The sequence below is a fragment of the Rhodobacter maris genome, from assembly GCF_900217815.1.
GTDB lineage: Bacteria > Pseudomonadota > Alphaproteobacteria > Rhodobacterales > Rhodobacteraceae > Rhodobacter > Rhodobacter maris.
This window is the reverse complement of sequence record NZ_OBMT01000001.1, coordinates 635,024-650,890: the sequence shown is the minus strand read 5'-3', so window position 1 is coordinate 650,890 and position 15,867 is coordinate 635,024. Positions and strand designations below refer to the sequence as shown.

Sequence of the window (15,867 nt, the reverse complement as noted above, 5' to 3'; positions counted from 1 at the left end):
GCAGCGCCCCTATGCGAGGCCCGCAATGATCGCGCGCAGCGTCTCGATACCGTCGCCCTTTTCCGAGGAGGTGACCACAAGTTCGGGATAGGCGGCGGGGTGCTTTTGCAGCGCGCCCTTGACCTGCATAAGCACTTTCTCCCGTTCCGCCTGGCTGATCTTGTCGACCTTGGTCAGCACCACCTGGAAGGTTACGGCGGAGCGGTCGAGCAGGCTCAGGATCTCGTCATCGACCGCCTTCACGCCATGGCGCGCGTCGATCAGAACGAAGACCCGGCGCAGCGTGGCGCGGCCGGAGAGGTAGCTCTTGAGCAGCGCCTGCCACTTCTGGACCACCGCCACCGGCGCCTCGGCAAAGCCGTAGCCGGGCAGGTCGACGAGATAGGGGCCGCCCTCGGTGGTGAAATAGTTGATCTCCTGCGTGCGGCCCGGCGTGTTCGAGGCGCGCGCAAGGTTTTTGCGGTTGGTCAACGCATTGATCAGCGAGGATTTCCCCACATTCGAACGCCCGGCAAAGCAGACCTCGATCCGGTCGGCGGGCGGCAGGCCCGCCATTGCAACGACGCCCTTGAGAAACTCGACCGGCGCAGCAAAAAGGAGCCGACCGCGTTCGCGGCTCGTGTCATCGGGCTCGGGCGTTAGGGTGAAATCCATCTGCATCACAGCACCTCCACTGCGTCACCGCGCGTGACCGTGCCACTTTCCACGACCGTCGCATAAAGCCCGAAGTGCCAATTTCCATTGAGCTTTTCGAGCCACTCAAGGGTTTCGAAATCTTCCTTCCCGGTTTCGGGGTTGGCACAGGTGGCGCGGCAGCGGGTGATCGGCATCGCCACCTCCAGCACCGCTTCGCCAATGCGCAAACGCTTGCCCAGAAGCTCGCGCTCGGCCCAGGGCTCCCAGCCCGCCACCCAGAGATTGCCGCGGAAGCGGTGGCGCGAGACCGCGACGCCCGCCGCCTGCCCGAGCGCCTCGAGCGAGGCCGTCGAGAGAAGCGAAATATAGGGCTCTTTCATATCGGTAAAGGCCTGCCCCTCCAGCCGTTCAAGCGCGCGCGGCGCGGGGCGGCTTTCCGGCCAGAGCGGGCGCAGCCATTCGATCAGCTTCACCTGATCTTCGGGGCGGGTCGGATCAAAGCGCAGGTGCCACAGATCGGGATGGGTCAGCTCGATCGTGCCATCCGCGTGGGTCCTTGCCTGCACCGCCATCAGCGCAGGCGCCGCAACGCCGCGCACGAAGTTCATCTTCTTGGCCCATTCGACGGCGGGATGCGCGAATTTCGCCCCCTCGTGAGAGAGCGCAAAGACCCGGTCAAAAGGCAGAGCGCGCCCCCTTGTCAGGGGCGCGCTGCGGATCTCCTCATAGCCGATCGACTTGATCGGATGGCGGAGAATATGGGCAAGATGGCCCGTCATTTTTTCGGCGGTTCCGCGCCAGATTTCTTGCGGAAACTGGCGACGATATTGCCGAAGATGTCCGGCCGTTTGCCGTGCAGCGTCATGATCGAATACTGCTGGATGAAGGTGATCGTGTTGTTCGCGATCCAGTAGAGCACGAGGCCCGAGGCAAAGCTGCCCAGCATGAACATGAAGATCCACGGCATCCAGGCAAAGATCATCGCCTGGCTCGGATCGGTCGGCGCCGGGTTGAGCTTTTGCTGGAACCACATCGAGATGCCAAGCAGGATCGGCAGCACACCGAGGCTGAGCACGAAGAGCATCGAGCCGGGTTCGGGCGTGGCAATGGGCAGGAGTCCGAACAGGTTCAGGATCGACGACGGGTCCGGCGCGGAGAGATCCTTGATCCAGCCGATCCACGGCGCGTGGTAAAGCTCGATCGTGACGTAGATCACCTTGTAGAGCGAGAAGAAGATCGGGATCTGCAACAGCACGGGCAGGCAGCCGGCGGCGGGGTTGATCTTCTCGCGCTTGTAAAGCGCCATCATCTCGCGCTGCATCGCCTGCTTGTCGTCTTTGACGCGCTCCTTGAGCTCCTCCATCTTCGGCTGGATCTCTTTCATCTTCGCCATCGAGATGTAGGAGGTGCGCGCGAGCGGGAACACGATCAGCTTGATGATCACGGTGAGCGCGATGATCGCCCAGCCCATGTTGCCGAGCACGGCATGGAGCCAGTGCAGGAGCCGGAACATCGGTTTCGTCAGGAAATAATACCAGCCCCAGTCGATCGAATCGACGAAGCGGGTGACCTGCGGACGGTCCGGGTCGACCTTGTCGCCAAGCAGACTGTCGAGCCAGCCCGGGTCGTTCTGGTAATGCGCGATCGCTTCCCATTCCTTGGCGCCGGCAAAGAGCCGGGTGGTCACCGAGGTGGTGGCCCCGGCATCAACGACGCTCGCGGGAAGGCGCGTTTCGGTCTGGTAGAGATCGGCGGAGGCGACATATTTCACCACCGAGGTGAACTGGTTCACATCGGGGATGAGGGTCGTCATCCAGTATTTGTCGGTAAAGCCCGCCCAGCCATTCTGGGTCGCGGTCAGGATCTCGGCCTGGCCCTCGCCCGCGACCTCATCCATCTTGGTGATGTTCTTGTATTTGATCTCTTCGAGCTTGCCGTCGGTCATCCGCACGGCGCCTTCGTGGAGCACATAGACATGCCGCCCGTCGGGGATGCCGTGGCGCGCGATGATGCCCCAGGGGGCAAGGCTCACGGGGGCAGTGCCGTTGTTGGCGACCGTGTCGGTGACAGTGAAGAGATATTGCGTATCAACCGCGATGGTGCGGGTGAAGGTTTGCCCGACGCCGTTGTCCCAAGTCAGCACCAGCGGCGTTTCCGGGGTCAGCTTCGCGCCCTCGGGGGCGGTCCATAGCGTTTTCGGCCCCGGCACCTGCGCCGCAGTCAGCCCGGCCACCGGAGACCAGCCGTTGAGCACGTAATAGGGCTTCTCGGCATTGAGTTCGGTGCCGCCGACCGGTGCAAGGAGCCGCACCAGGGCTGAGCTCTCGTCAAGGCTCACATGATATTTCTTCAGCGACAGGTCATCGAGCCGGGCGCCCATCAGCGAGATCGAGCCGGTAAGTTCCGGTGTGTCGATCGTCACCCGCGGCGCCTCCGCCACGGCGGCCGCGGCGGTTTCGGGCACGGCGGGTGTGGCCGTTGCGGCAACCGGCGGCACGGCGCCCTGGGGCGCTGCCGTCTCGGGGCCTGTCGCCAAGGTGGCGGCTTCCTCCTCGGGCGCGACGGGCGTCGCCGGCGGGAAGAACACCGTCCATACGACGATGACCAGCGCCGAGAGCACGGTCGCGAGCATGAGGTTCTTGTTCTGACTGTCCATAGGCGTGCGTTTCCCCTGCGGATCCGGGTTCGGCCCGGTTCAACAGAAGGGGCGGCGAAAGGTCAAGCGCTTTCGCGCGCCCCGACCGGCTTGGCCTTGCCCGCCAGAGCCATGATGCCGGGCCTGCCGCTCTCTTTCGGCACGCTCTCAGGCTCCGCGGCGGCCGTCCTTGCGCGGCGCCCGGGAGAGCCGGGTGTCGTGGCGCGCGAGCCAGGCCCCGCTTTCCTCAAGCGGCAGCGGCTGGGAGATTGCCTTGCCTTGCACATGGTTGCAGCCGAGCTGCGCAAGCATCGCATGCTCGCCAATCGTCGTCACGCCATCGGCGACAGTCTGCAAGCCCAAGCCCTCGGCAAAGGAGACGATGGCGGCCACGAGGCGTTGCTGCTCCGGGTCGCGGTCGACATGGGTGACAAAAGAGCGGTGAATGCGGATGCGCTCGGCGCCGGTGCGACGCAGCGCCGCCACCGAGACCGGCCCGGTGCCAAAGCCTGCCAGCTCGATCCGGCAGCCGAACTTGGCGCATTGCGAGACATTGCGCCCGATCACCTCGTCATCGAGTTTTGCTGTCACATCCTGATGCAGCACGAGCCGGGTGCGTTCGGGCGCGATGTCGAAACGGTCGAATTCCCATTTCAGCCGGTCGAAGAGCCGCGGATCGGCGACATGCGCCATGTCGAGGGCCAGCGAGACCGGGCCAGGCGGAACCGGGAGTTGTTCCCAGTCGCGCAAGGCATTGAAACATTGAAACAGCATCACCTCGTTGAGGCGCATCTGCAGCCCGGCCGCCTCGATGGCAGGGGCGATCTCCGCCTCGCCCAGAACGCCGCGTTCCCGGTCGAGCCAGCGCGGGGCGGCCTGCATGCCTGAGACCGCGCCGGTGTCGGTGCAGATCTGCGGTTGGAAATAGGCGACGATCCGGCCCTCTTCCAGTGCCGGGCCGATTGCTTCTGCAAGCGCGCCCTGTGCTTTGGCGGCCTGACGGATCTCGTGTGTGAAGGCGCGGATCGCGCCCGGCCCGTTGCGGCGTGCCTCGTCGGCAGCGGCTTCGGCGGCGGCAAGAAACGCCTTGCCGCTGTGTTCGGGCGCGCGGCTGAGAAGGCAGAAGCCGACATGGCTCGTGATGTTGATCGAGCGCGCCGAAATCGAGAAAGGCGCATCACAAGCCGCCTGCAACCGCGCCGAAAGCTGGATCATGCTTTCCAGATCGGGGCGTTGGGTCGGCGTCAGAATCGCCGCGTAACGCTCGCGCTCGAGCAGGGCGATTCGGTCGGAATTACGGAGCACGCCGCGAATGCGTTCCCCGAAGGCTTTGAGGAATTCGTCGAATTCGGGGCGGCTCATCTGGTTGCGCAGCGTCTCGGCATCATCGAGGCCGACGATCAGGCAAGCGGTGCCGCGCGCGGAATCGAGCGCTTCCCGGATTGTTTCGTCGAGCATCAGCTCCGCTTCGGCGCGTTGCGGCACCGGCGGCGCTTCGATCCCGTCTTCAGGATCGTCCGCAGAGGCCATCGGGCGGCTCATCCAGGCGACGATCAGCGCGGTGATTCCCACCAGCACGAAGCCATCGAGCCCGAACCAGAGCCCCGCCAACCCCGCGGCAGGCAGAAATGCCACCATCTCGCGACGCAACAGGATCGGTCCGGTCCGTTTCTTGCCTTCGGCGCGACGGAACATGAACGGTCTGGCACGTTTTTGTGCCCGGGATTTTGTCATCTCGGCCCTCGATGCAGCGGCGAAGGGACCCCCCTTCCATCGCGGCTCAAGCTAGGCGGGTTTGGTCAGCGAGCGGTTAAGAAAGGTCGTGCAAGTTGGGAATGTTTTCGCTCAAATCCGAAACAATGCTGGTTTGGCCGAGCCCGAGCCCGGCGAAATCGAACACCCGCGGGTCGGCCAGATGCGAGGGGCGCACATTCATCAGCGCGCGGAACATCACCTGACGGCGGCCGGGGCTGCGCGCCTCCCAGCCGTCGAGGATCTGTTTCACCTGCACGCGCTGAAGCCCGTCCTGGCTGCCGCAGAGATTGCAGGGGATGATCGGGTAGTGCATCGCCTTGGCGTAACGGTCGCAATCGGCCTCGGCGACGAAGGCGAGCGGGCGGTAGACGAAAAGATCGCCTTCCTCGTTCACGAGCTTCGGCGGCATCGTGGCGAGCCGCCCGCCATGAAAGAGGTTCATAAAGAAGGTTTCGAGGATGTCGTCGCGGTGATGGCCGAGCACCACGGCCGAACAGCCCTCCTCGCGGGCGATTCGGTACAGGTTGCCCCGGCGCAGCCGCGAGCAGAGGCTGCAATAGGTCTGCCCCTCGGGGATCTTTTCCTTCACCACCGAATAGGTGTCCTGATACTCGATCCGGTGCTCGATCCCCATCCGGGTGAGGAATTCGGGCAGCACCGTGGCCGGAAAGCCGGGCTGGCCCTGATCGAGGTTGCAGGCGAGCAGCTCAACCGGCAAGAGCCCGCGCCATTTGAGTTCGGTGAGCACCGCAAGAAGCGTGAAGCTGTCCTTGCCGCCGGACAGGCAGACAAGCCAGCGCGCGCCGGGTGTGACCATGCCATAGGTCTCGAGCGCCTCGCGGGTTTCGCGCAACAGCCGCTTGCGCAGCTTTTTGAATTCGGTCGTTGACGGTGCGCCCGTCAAAAGCGGCGGCAGCGCGGCCTCGTCTTCGTCAAACATCTGCGTGGCCCTTGCAGCGGCAGCCTGCGTCATGGGCGGGGTCGGCGCCGGGCACCGGGTCATAGCCATGCCCGCCCCAGGGGTGGCAGCTCAAAAGACGCTTCGCCGCAAGCCAGCCGCCCTTGAGCGCGCCATGCCGTTCAAGCGCCTCAAGCGCATAGACCGAGCAGGTCGGCTGATAGCGGCAGCCATTGCCGAGCCAGGGGGAAAGAACGAGCCGGTAAAACCGAACCGGCAGCGAAAAGACATAGGCGAGCGGCGTCATTTTCCCCTCCGGCGGCCCTTCTGGCCGGGCTGCGGCGGGCGGGGTTTCAGGCTGCGCCCGGCGTGGATGTCACGGATCGCCTTGGCAAAATCACTCTGCAACTCGGAGAAGGGGCGGCTTGCCGTTGCCTCGGGGCGGCCAACCAGCACGTAATCCCAGCCGGGCAGGCCAAGCTCGGGCAGGCCAAGCCGCGCCACCTCGCGCAACCGCCGCTTGGCGCGGTTGCGGGCGACGGCATTGCCGATCTTCTTCGAACAGGTAAAGCCGATGCGGATAATATCTGCGGGCGGGGCCTCCGCCGCACCGCGCTGGCGCGCCTGCAACAGGAACCCCGGCAAGGCGAGGCGCTGCGCCGACGCGGCCCGCAAAAAATCCGCCCGCACCCGCAGCACCGCGATTCGCGGTGCCGGGGATGCGGGCGGACAAACGGAAACCGCCGGGGCGCTTCCCGCACTCCGACCATCGCGGTCAGTCGCAGGAGCCTCCGGCGGTGTCATGTTTCAGGCCGATGCCTTACGCCGACAGAACCTTGCGGCCCTTCGCGCGGCGGGCATTGAGGACTTTGCGGCCGCCTTTGGTCGCCATGCGGGCGCGGAAGCCGTGGCGGCGGGCGCGCACGAGTTTCGACGGCTGGTAGGTGCGTTTCATCGCGGTTACTCCGGTTGTCTCATCGGTGGGACACCCTGAACCCTGCCGGATTCGGCTTCCCCTGCATTCGAAGCCCGGTCTTTAGGGGCATCGTCTGCACAAGTCAATTCTCCCTTGCGGGTTTTTTCATACATCCGGGTGCGCCATAGGCGGCACTCGCCCTGTCGTTGCAAAAAGCCGCATCGGCACCCTTCCGCCCACGCGGATGTGAGCCTATTTATTCCCGGAATGCTTTGGTATTCCATAAAAACGCCGAAGAACTCGGTGGGGGATCGAAGGGGCCCCCCGGCGGACGGCCCGCCATATTGGGACAGGATGAAGGTCAACACACTCTCGGGGCGATTTCTGGTGCTCACGACGGTTTTCGTCGTGTTGGCCGAAGTGCTCATCCTGCTGCCGGGCCTTGCCAATTTTCGCGAGGATTACCTGCTGACCCGGCTTGAGCGGGCGCAGATCGCCTCGCTCGCCCTGCTCACCACCGATACGATGATCGAGCCCGATCTGGAGCAGGAACTGCTCGACAATGCCGGCGTCTACAACGTGGTGTTGCGGCGCGATGCGGCGCGGCAACTGGTGCTGTCCTCCCCCATCCCGCAGCCCATCGCCGCCACCTATGACCTGCGCGAGGAACCGTTCTGGAAGCTCATGCGCGATGCGCTCGCCGTGCTTGCCGACCCCGAGGATCACGTGATCCGGGTGATTGGCGATCCGGTGCAGAAAGGTGGGCTGGTGATCGAGGTCACGCTCGCCACGGCACCGATGCGCCTTGAGATGATCGAATACGGGCTGCGGCTGCTCACCCTTTCAGCCGTGGTCTCGGTGCTGACGGCGCTGCTGCTGTTTTTCCTCGTGCGGCGGCTGATGGTGGTGCCGATCAAGCGGGTCGTGGCGCATATGGCAGCCTATGCAGATGCGCCCGAGGATGCACGCACGATCATCGCGCCGCAGGCCCGGATCGAGGAGTTGCGCATCGCCGAAGAGGCGCTGGCCTCGATGCAGCTGCAGCTCACCGCAGCCCTGCGGCAAAAGGAACGGCTCGCCCAGCTTGGGCAAGCGGTGGCAAAGATCAGCCACGACCTGCGCAACATCCTGACCACGGCACAGCTTTTTGCCGATCGGATGGAGGATTCAGACGACCCTGCGGTGCGCCGCGCCGCGCCCAAGTTGATGGGCTCGATCGGTCGTGCGGTGAATCTCTGCGAAACGACGCTGGCCTTCGGCCGGGCCGAGGAGCCGCCACCGCGGCTCGCGCCTTTCGATCTGGCCGGGCTGATTGCCGAGGTGGTCGAAAGTGAGGCGATCCCGGCACAGGCCGCTCAGGTGGATTTTGTCATCGATCTGCCACCGGATCTGGAAATCCAGGCCGACCGCGAGCAGCTTTACCGGGTGCTGTCCAATCTTGCGCGCAACGCCCGGCAGGCGATCGAGGCGACGGGCAAGCCCGGGACGATCGAGTTTGGCGCGGGGGAGATGAGCGCAGCGGACGGCGAGGCGGGCTGGTGGATCCGGGTGCAGGACACCGGACCCGGTCTGCCCGCAAAACTGCGCGAACGGCTGTTCCAACCGTTCTCCGGCACCTCCAAAAAGGGCGGCACCGGGCTTGGCCTTGCGATTTCGGCCGAGCTCGTGCGCGGGCATGGCGGTCGGCTCGAAGTTGTGCGCTCTGATGAAACCGGCACCGAATTCCGCCTGATACTGCCTTGTGCGCTGGCGCTGGAAGGCGCGCCCGCAGCGCATTGACCGCGGCGAACCGGGCCGGGGTCGGGGGATGTCGCAGAAACTTTGCGATTGCGGGCATTTCCCGCTTGCATTGCTCTCGGGGCGAGGCTACATCGCCCCCCACAGTGGACCCGTAGCTCAGCTGGATAGAGCATCAGACTACGAATCTGAGGGTCGGGCGTTCGAATCGCTCCGGGTCCGCCACTTCCCAAATTCCTTCCCGCCACCTGCAAAAGTGGTATGGGCTGACGGCAAGATGGTATGGCAGAAGCTGCCGTGCTGGCTGCGGGTTCCCTCCGCACCCGACATAATACTATGAAAATCAACTGCATATTGATCTGGCCGAATCGATCCGCAGAAGCGATTACTTGTCAGACAGGTAAGTGTGATTGCGCTGCGCATCCAGACGTCATGCGCCGTAGCGCCCGGGGGTAACGGATGTCTCAGTGGAAGGGCCCGAAAGCGGCGGCATTCGGTGTTGCCGTAGCTTATGCGGCACTCACGACCCTCTATATCATCGTCAGCGACAGCCTGCTCGAGCTCATCGTTCCCGATGCGTCGGAATACAAGGCGTTGCAGACAGTGAAGGGGATGAGCGTGCTGCTTCTGAGCGCGCTCCTGCTCTGGGTTCTGCTGAGCCGGGTCTGGGTGCGGCTCGACCAGCTTCTGACCGATGTCCGGGTTGCCCGCAACCGCCTCGCCGGAGCGCTGCGCGCCGCCGGAGGGGCCGCCTGGCGCACGGAACGCGATGCTGCGGGTGAACTCGTTGTCACCCTGAACGGCAATCCCTTTCGCGATGTGGGAGCTGCGATCGAAATTCTGGGAGATGTGGATACGGTGCAAACGCGGATCCATCCCGATTTCCGTGATGCGCATCAGCGGCTCGTCGATGCGATCGTCTCCGGCGAGGGGGAGCTTGCGCCGCTGACCTTCCGGATCCGCGACAAGGACGACAACTGGCGCTGGATCAAGACCGTGCCCGATCCGGAAAGCCGCCTGCCCGGCTGTCCGGATTCGGTCTCTGGCGTCGCCTTCGATGTTACCGATCTGCAAAATGCCAGGCAGGCACTTGAGGATGTGATCGCGGGGGGGGAACTGGGCACCTGGCGCCACAATCTGCACACGAACCGTCTGACGGTGAATGCGCGCTGGGCCGAGATGCTCGGATACTCCCTTGAGGAGCTGAACCCTCAGGTGATCGACGACTGGCGCGCGCTCGTGCATCCCGACGACCTGCGCGATCTGACGCCGGTCCACGCCTACAAATTCGCCAGTCGGGATTATTATTTCACCAGCGAATTCCGGATGCGGCACAAGGACGGCCACTGGGTCTGGATCCTGTCGCGTGGCAAGGCGGTCGAAACCGACGAAACCGGCGAGGCGCTCGTGCTTTCGGGCGTGCATATGGATATTTCGCAGCGCAAGGCGCTCAAGGCGGCATTGCACGAGAAAAGTGATTTTCTTCAGCGCCTGACCGAGACCTCGGTCTCGGGCATTCTCTCGATCAATGCCGAGGGCACCATCGTCTTTGCCAATCTGGAGGCGCAACAGATCCTCGATACCGACGGCCGCGGGCTGGTCGGGCGGGATCAGGCCGCGCTGGGCTGGCGGTCACGCTCGAGTGGAGAGGGCGATGGGCCCACAGGGTTTCCGATCGAACGGGTCTTGCAGGGCGGCGAGGTGCTGCGCGATTTGCGACTGACACTGCCGCTTTCCGACGGGACCGAGCGGGTGATCTCGGTCAATGCCGCGCCGATGACGCCGCGCGGTGGCGTGGCGCAGATCGTCTGTTCGGTCTCCGACATCACGCAACGGCTGATCGACGAGCGCCGCCTGGCCCTGGCCGCCGAAGAGGCACGTTACGCTGCGCGTCACGACCCGTTGACGGGGCTTCCGAACCGCAGCCTTTTTGGCGCCCATGCGAGCGCCGCGCTGGCCGAGGCGCGCCGGGACTCCGGCCTGGTGGTGCAGGCTTTTCTTGCCATCGACCAGTTCCAGCAGGTCAAGGACCGCTTCGGTCCGGTGCTCGGTGATCGGCTGATCTGCCTGATCGCCGAGCGGCTTGAGCGCCTGCGCAGCGGCGCGCAGGTGCTTGCCCGCGTTGGCGCCGAGGAATTCAGCCTGCTGGACAGGCTCGGCATGGCCGAGGAGGTGCAGGCCCTCACCGCAACGCTTGCGGCAGCCTTCGACACGCCCTTCGATCTGGAGGGGCAGCCGGTTTTTCTGCGCGCCTCGATCGGGGTTTCGCTTTTCCCGATGGATGCGATGAACGAGGAGGAACTCTGGCTCAACGCTGATCTGGCAATGTATGAGGCCAAGGCTCTCGGCGGCAATCGCGCCGTGCGCTTTACCGCGGCGCTGCGCGACCGGATGGCTCGCGAGGCGCTGATCGGGCAATCGCTGCAGCGGGCAATCCGCGACCGGGCCTTTGAACTGGTGCTGCAACCGAAAGTCTGCCTCAACAATCCCGCGCAGATCGCGGGGGCAGAGGCGCTGGTGCGCTGTTCCGATGCCGATCTGGCAGGCATCGGCCCGGCGGATTTCATGCCGGTGGCGGAGAAGACCGGATTGATCCGCGCCATCGACCTTCTGGTGATCGACATGGTCGGCACTTTCCTTGAGGAGTTGCGTCGCCGTGGCCTTGCGCTTCATGTCGCGATCAACCTCTCCCCCGAGAGCCTGCGGCAATCGGGGTTCGGCGCCGATGTGCTCGCGCATGCGAAAGCGGCCGGGCTGAGCCCGGAAACCGTGCAGTTCGAGCTGACCGAGGGCGCGGTGATCGACCCGCAATCGGAGGCGCGCGGCAGTATCGAGCTGCTGCTGGCCGAGGGGTACGAGCTCTCCGCTGATGATTTCGGCACCGGTTATTCGTCGATGAGCTATTTGCAGCAATTGCGCCTCAAGGAGATCAAGATCGACCAGAGTTTCATCTCGCGGCTCGGGCTTGACGATGGGGCTTCCGATGCGATCGTGCGCGCCACGCTTGCGATGGCGCAGGCGCTCGGGCTGCGCAGCGTAGCCGAGGGCGTGAACACGCAGGCGCAGGTTGACTGGCTTGCCGCGCAGGGATGCGATATTGGTCAGGGCTACCATTTCGGCCGCCCGGTCTCGCCCGAAGTCTTCCTCGAAAACTATCTGCAACAAGGGCCGGTCCCAGAAAGCCAGTGCCGCGCGGCAAGGTGATGCAGCCGACGGCGACCTGAGAGTGTTGCCTGGGGGCGGCCTTCGTGCTCCCCTGATGCCCGGAGCAGATGCGAAAGGCGGGCCGATGCGCAATTCCAAGACCCATCCGTTGCAGATTGCCGAAGTGGTGCCGGGGCCCGGCCTTGGCCGGATCGGCCTCACCTTCTGCCCCGGCAAGCACGACCGCGCCGCCTATTCGGGCGCCTGGGCGCGCGATCTTGACCTCGATCTCGATGCGATTGCCGGTTGGGGGGCGCGGGTTCTGGTGACGCTTGTGGAGCCCGCCGAGCTTGTCGCGCTGAAGGTGCCGGGGCTTGGCGCCGCGGCGCAATCGCGCGGCCTCGTCTGGCGGCATCTGCCGATTGCTGATTACTCGGTGCCCTCGGCCCTCTTCGAGGCGCGCTGGGCGGGGGAGGGGCGGGCCCTGCGCGATGCGCTCCGCGCCGGGCAGGATGTCGTCGTGCATTGCAAGGGCGGGCTCGGGCGCGCGGGCATGATCGCGGCGCGGCTCCTGGCGGAACTCGGCATGGAGCCCGCGCAGGCGATCCGCGCCGTGCGCAGCGTGCGTCCGGGCGCGATCGAAACGCCCGGGCAACTCGCGCTTGTGAAACGCACCGAGAGAGTGCTTGAGCCGCTGGCAATCGATACTTCGGAGATGGCGCGCGTGGGGGGGCGGCTCGGCACCAATCCGGGCGCAATCTGGGAAGACCGCGCGGGGCGGCGCTATTACGTGAAAGAACTCGAGAGCCCGGCCCATGCGCAAAACGAATATCTCGCCGCCGCGCTCTACCGGCTTGCGGGGGCGCCGGTGCTGACCTATCTGCCAGCCGCTGCGCCCGATCAGGTGGCGACACTCTTCGTCCCGGTCGACAAAAGCTGTGTGGCCAAGCTGACGGAGGCGGAGCGGCAGGCGGCGCGCGGCTGGTTCGGGGTGCATTGCTGGCTTGCCAACTGGGATGCGGCGGGGGCGCTCGGAGACAATCAGGGGCTGATCCATGACGAGGTGACGACGCTCGATGTCGGCGGCGCGCTGTCGTTCCGTGCCCAGGGCGACCCGAAGGGGGCGGCGTTCGGTAGGGAGGTGGGCGAGATCGACCGGCTGCGCACCGACCCCGACAACCCCCATGCGGTGGCGCTGTTCGGGCCGATGCGCCCCGCAGATCTGGCGGCGGCGATTGCGGTGGTGACCCGGCTTCCTGATGCCGCGATTGCGCGGGTGGTCTCCGAGGTGGGCGGGCGCGAGACGCTTGCAACGAAGCTGATTGCGCGCAAGGCCGACATGGCGCGGCAGGCGGCGCGGTTCACAGCGCCAGAAGCTGCGGCACCTGATCAGTGATCTCGTCCTGCACCTGTGCGTCGAGCACTTCGAGCCAGCGCAGCGGCAGCGCCTCCAGCCCCCAGAGCGCGCCGGCGAGCATGCCGGTGAGCGCTCCCGTGGTATCGGCATCGCCGCCCTGATTGACGACCGCCACCACCGCTTCCTCGAAGCTCTCGGCGGCGAGGAGATGGTGCAGCACCGTCTGCAGCGTCTCGACCACATAGGCCGAGCAATGCCCGCGATAGGGCGCGAAGCGGAACGGACGATGCGCGGCGACGAGCGCCTCCGCCTCGCGCCGCAGCCCCGCCTTGCCCGCGCCCGCGATCAGGGCATGGCTCGCGCGCACCAGCATCAGGCAGGCGGCATCGGAAAGCGGATGATTGTGGGTGACATGCGCCTGACCCAGCGTCCAGTCCTCCAGCACTTCCGGGCGGGCGAGCGTGGCGAGCGCCACGGGCAGCACCCGCATCGCCGCGCCATTGCCCGCATCATCTTCCGCCACCGGCCCCGCCACCGAGCCATCGCGCAAAAATCGCCGGATGCCGCGCCGGCAGGTGCCGCCGACGTCTGCGGGTTTCGTTGCGAGCCAGGCAGCAAATTCCGCGCAGAGATCCTGCGCGTCGAACCCGCCCGCACGGATCAGCGAGCGCCCGAGCGCGAGCGACATCTGCGTGTCATCCGTCACCGCGCCCGGCGCGAGCCGGAGCCAGCCGCCGCCGGTGATCTCCCGGTGCTGGCCGATCTGCGCCGCAATCTCGCGCGCCGTCATGAATTCGGTGGTGGCGCCAAGCGCATCGCCAAGCGCAAGGCCGAGATAGGCCGCAAGTGCCCGGTCCTCGCGCTCAGACATCATCGAAGCGCACCTGATAGGCGCCGCCGATGGCAAGGATCTCGCGCTCGCCATGCAGCAGCCGCGAGGGCAGGAACCCGGGATAGGAGAGCACCTTGGCGAGCGGCACCTCGGTTGTCAGGATCTTGTCGCCAAAGCAATCGGCCACCTCGCGCGCGGCCGAGAAAGAGACCAGATTGTTGAGCCGCATCACCGCCTCGCGCTTGCCGATCCGCTCGAGGATCGCGTGGTTTTCCAGCGCATTGACGCCGCGATAAAGCGTCAGATGCTGCCGCCCCGGAAAGCCGAACCGCGGCCCCGCCCATTGCGCGAATTCGTAAAGCAGATCGAGCTGGGGCAGGATCGCATTGCCATGAAAGGCGCTCTGCATCCGCTCGCGCACATAGTCCTGCCAGGCGGGGCTGGCGACGCCCTCAAGGATCTCCTTGTGGAAGTTGGGGGCAATGCCGAACCGGCTTTCCACCCAGCCCTTCAACACGGCGCCCTCGGGGCCGTTGCTGTCAAAGGCCCAGCCCTGCAGAAGCCGGAGGAAGGAGGAGCGGAACGGCCGCTTGCCGCCCGGCACCTCCTGCTGCTCGGGGTCGATGCCGAACATTGCCTGCATGTAGCTCAGGAAGGCTTCGCCCGCCTCGGCGCCGCTTTCGGCCTGATCGAGCATAGTGAAAAGCGCCGGGTTCATCTCGCGCACACCCGGAATGTGCAACGCCTCGGGGGCCTCGTTGAAGCCGCAGCTCGCAAGCCAACCCGCGGGCCGCCCCACCATATTGGCAGAGTGCCCGATGCCCTCCCTGTGCTGCGCAACCGTGTCGACCATCGGCGCGATGATGCGACAGCCCGGCCCTGCTGTGAAGGGGCCGCGTGGCTTTCATCTTGCGACAAATATCTCGGGGGGCGTTTTCGGGACGAAAACGGGGGGCAGAGCCCCCCGCAACGGTGGTGTTTCGCGCGCGCTCAGATCAGCTCGGCATGCGCCATCGCCGCATCGATCGCGGCCTTTGTGGCGTCGGTCAGCTCGGTGAGCGGCAGCCGCACCTCGGCGCTGCAAAGCCCGAGCCTCGACATCGCATATTTCGCGCCCGCCACGCCGGGCTCGAGGAAAATGGCGATATGGAGCGGCAGGAGCTGATCCTGATAGGCAAGCGCCTTGGCGTAATCGCCCGCGAGCGTCGCGGCCTGCATCTCGGCGCAAAGCTTTGGCGCAACGTTGGCGGTGACCGAAATGCAGCCCACGCCCCCCATCGCGTTAAAGCCCACCGCCGTCGCATCCTCGCCCGAAAGCTGGATGAAATCGGCGCCGCAGGTCATGCGTTGTTTCGCCACCCGGCTCAGATCGCCCGTGGCATCTTTCACGCCGATCACGCGCGGCAGCTTGGCCACTTCGCCCATCGTTTCGGGCAACATGTCCACCACGGACCGGCCCGGGATGTTGTAGATGATGATCGGCAGGTCGCAGGCGTCATGCATGGCTTTGAAATGCGCCACCATGCCGCGCTGGGTCGGCTTGTTGTAGTAAGGCGTCACCACGAGTGCCGCATCGGCGCCGTTTTCCGCGGCGTGGCGAATGAGCTCGATCCCCTCGGCGGTGGCGTTCGAGCCCGCACCTGCAATCACCGGCACGCGACCGGCGGCGGTTTCCACCACCACGCGCACCACTTCGTTATGCTCCTCGTGGCTCAAGGTCGGGCTCTCCCCGGTCGTGCCGACGGGCACAATCCCGTTGCTGCCCTCGGCAATATGCCATTCGACAAGCTTCTTGAGCGTCGCCCAATCGACGGCGCCGTTCGTGAACGGCGTGACGAGTGCGGGGAAAGACCCTTTGAACATGACACGCTCCTGAAGCTGGGGCTGAATCGCCCGGTTGCAAAATTGCGCGGACCATAGGCGAGGCTGTCGATCTTGCCAACTTGTGAATTGCAAC

Annotated in this window: 14 protein-coding genes and 1 tRNA gene; 4 read left to right on the top strand and 11 right to left on the bottom strand. The window is 65.5% G+C overall.

Going from position 1 to position 15,867, the window contains the following annotated elements:
* Positions 1 to 9: 9 nt before the first annotated feature.
* From yihA to rpmH, 8 genes are all read right to left on the bottom strand, one after another.
* A complete protein-coding gene (gene yihA / locus CRO22_RS03055; RefSeq protein ID WP_097068604.1) occupies positions 10 to 660 on the bottom strand; it encodes a ribosome biogenesis GTP-binding protein YihA/YsxC in 651 nt (216 codons plus the stop codon).
* Complete coding sequence (locus CRO22_RS03050; protein WP_097068603.1) at positions 660 to 1,415, bottom strand: MOSC domain-containing protein; 756 nt, start codon at positions 1,413 to 1,415, stop codon at positions 660 to 662. The genes yihA and CRO22_RS03050 overlap by 1 nt, the downstream gene beginning before the upstream one ends.
* The gene (gene yidC, locus CRO22_RS03045) at positions 1,412 to 3,292 is read right to left on the bottom strand and encodes a membrane protein insertase YidC (protein ID WP_097068602.1); all 1,881 of its coding nucleotides are present in this window, start codon (positions 3,290 to 3,292) and stop codon (positions 1,412 to 1,414) included. The genes CRO22_RS03050 and yidC overlap by 4 nt, the downstream gene beginning before the upstream one ends.
* A gap of 147 nt (positions 3,293 to 3,439) precedes the next feature.
* Positions 3,440 to 5,005 (bottom strand): GGDEF domain-containing phosphodiesterase, encoded by a 1,566-nt coding sequence (locus CRO22_RS03040; protein ID WP_097068601.1) that lies wholly within the window; start codon positions 5,003 to 5,005, stop codon positions 3,440 to 3,442.
* A gap of 76 nt (positions 5,006 to 5,081) precedes the next feature.
* A complete protein-coding gene (ttcA, locus tag CRO22_RS03035; protein WP_097068600.1) occupies positions 5,082 to 5,966 on the bottom strand; it encodes a tRNA 2-thiocytidine(32) synthetase TtcA in 885 nt (294 codons plus the stop codon).
* Complete coding sequence (yidD, locus tag CRO22_RS03030; RefSeq protein ID WP_097068599.1) at positions 5,959 to 6,231, bottom strand: membrane protein insertion efficiency factor YidD; 273 nt, start codon at positions 6,229 to 6,231, stop codon at positions 5,959 to 5,961. Before yidD ends, ttcA begins: the two co-directional genes overlap by 8 nt.
* The gene (gene rnpA / locus CRO22_RS03025; RefSeq protein WP_097068598.1) at positions 6,228 to 6,728 is read right to left on the bottom strand and encodes a ribonuclease P protein component; all 501 of its coding nucleotides are present in this window, start codon (positions 6,726 to 6,728) and stop codon (positions 6,228 to 6,230) included. The genes yidD and rnpA overlap by 4 nt, the downstream gene beginning before the upstream one ends.
* A gap of 16 nt (positions 6,729 to 6,744) precedes the next feature.
* Complete coding sequence (rpmH, locus tag CRO22_RS03020) at positions 6,745 to 6,879, bottom strand: 50S ribosomal protein L34 (RefSeq protein WP_076483939.1); 135 nt, start codon at positions 6,877 to 6,879, stop codon at positions 6,745 to 6,747.
* A 315-nt stretch (positions 6,880 to 7,194) separates the two neighbouring features.
* Here rpmH and CRO22_RS03015 point away from each other — a divergent pair, with 315 nt between their 5' ends.
* The 4 genes from CRO22_RS03015 to CRO22_RS19120 all read left to right on the top strand — a co-directional run bounded on the left by CRO22_RS03015 (position 7,195) and on the right by CRO22_RS19120 (position 13,117).
* The gene (locus tag CRO22_RS03015) at positions 7,195 to 8,619 is read left to right on the top strand and encodes a sensor histidine kinase (protein ID WP_097068597.1); all 1,425 of its coding nucleotides are present in this window, start codon (positions 7,195 to 7,197) and stop codon (positions 8,617 to 8,619) included.
* Between the two features lie 106 nt (positions 8,620 to 8,725).
* Positions 8,726 to 8,802, top strand: a tRNA-Arg gene (locus CRO22_RS03010).
* A gap of 234 nt (positions 8,803 to 9,036) precedes the next feature.
* Positions 9,037 to 11,781 (top strand): sensor domain-containing protein, encoded by a 2,745-nt coding sequence (locus CRO22_RS03005; protein ID WP_097068596.1) that lies wholly within the window; start codon positions 9,037 to 9,039, stop codon positions 11,779 to 11,781.
* Between the two features lie 85 nt (positions 11,782 to 11,866).
* Entirely contained in the window at positions 11,867 to 13,117 is a 1,251-nt protein-coding gene (locus CRO22_RS19120; RefSeq protein WP_176518524.1) for a cyclin-dependent kinase inhibitor 3 family protein, read from the top strand.
* Here the strand turns inward: CRO22_RS19120 and draG are convergent.
* The 3 genes from draG to dapA all read right to left on the bottom strand — a co-directional run bounded on the left by draG (position 13,083) and on the right by dapA (position 15,773).
* A complete protein-coding gene (gene draG, locus CRO22_RS02995; RefSeq protein ID WP_245860866.1) occupies positions 13,083 to 13,952 on the bottom strand; it encodes an ADP-ribosyl-[dinitrogen reductase] hydrolase in 870 nt (289 codons plus the stop codon). The two genes, CRO22_RS19120 and draG, sit on opposite strands and share 35 nt — an antisense overlap.
* Positions 13,942 to 14,763: an NAD(+)--dinitrogen-reductase ADP-D-ribosyltransferase gene (locus tag CRO22_RS02990; RefSeq protein ID WP_097068593.1), complete on the bottom strand. Its 822-nt coding sequence runs from the start codon at positions 14,761 to 14,763 to the stop codon at positions 13,942 to 13,944. The genes draG and CRO22_RS02990 overlap by 11 nt, the downstream gene beginning before the upstream one ends.
* A gap of 137 nt (positions 14,764 to 14,900) precedes the next feature.
* Entirely contained in the window at positions 14,901 to 15,773 is an 873-nt protein-coding gene (gene dapA, locus CRO22_RS02985; RefSeq protein ID WP_097068592.1) for a 4-hydroxy-tetrahydrodipicolinate synthase, read from the bottom strand.
* Positions 15,774 to 15,867 lie beyond the last annotated feature (94 nt).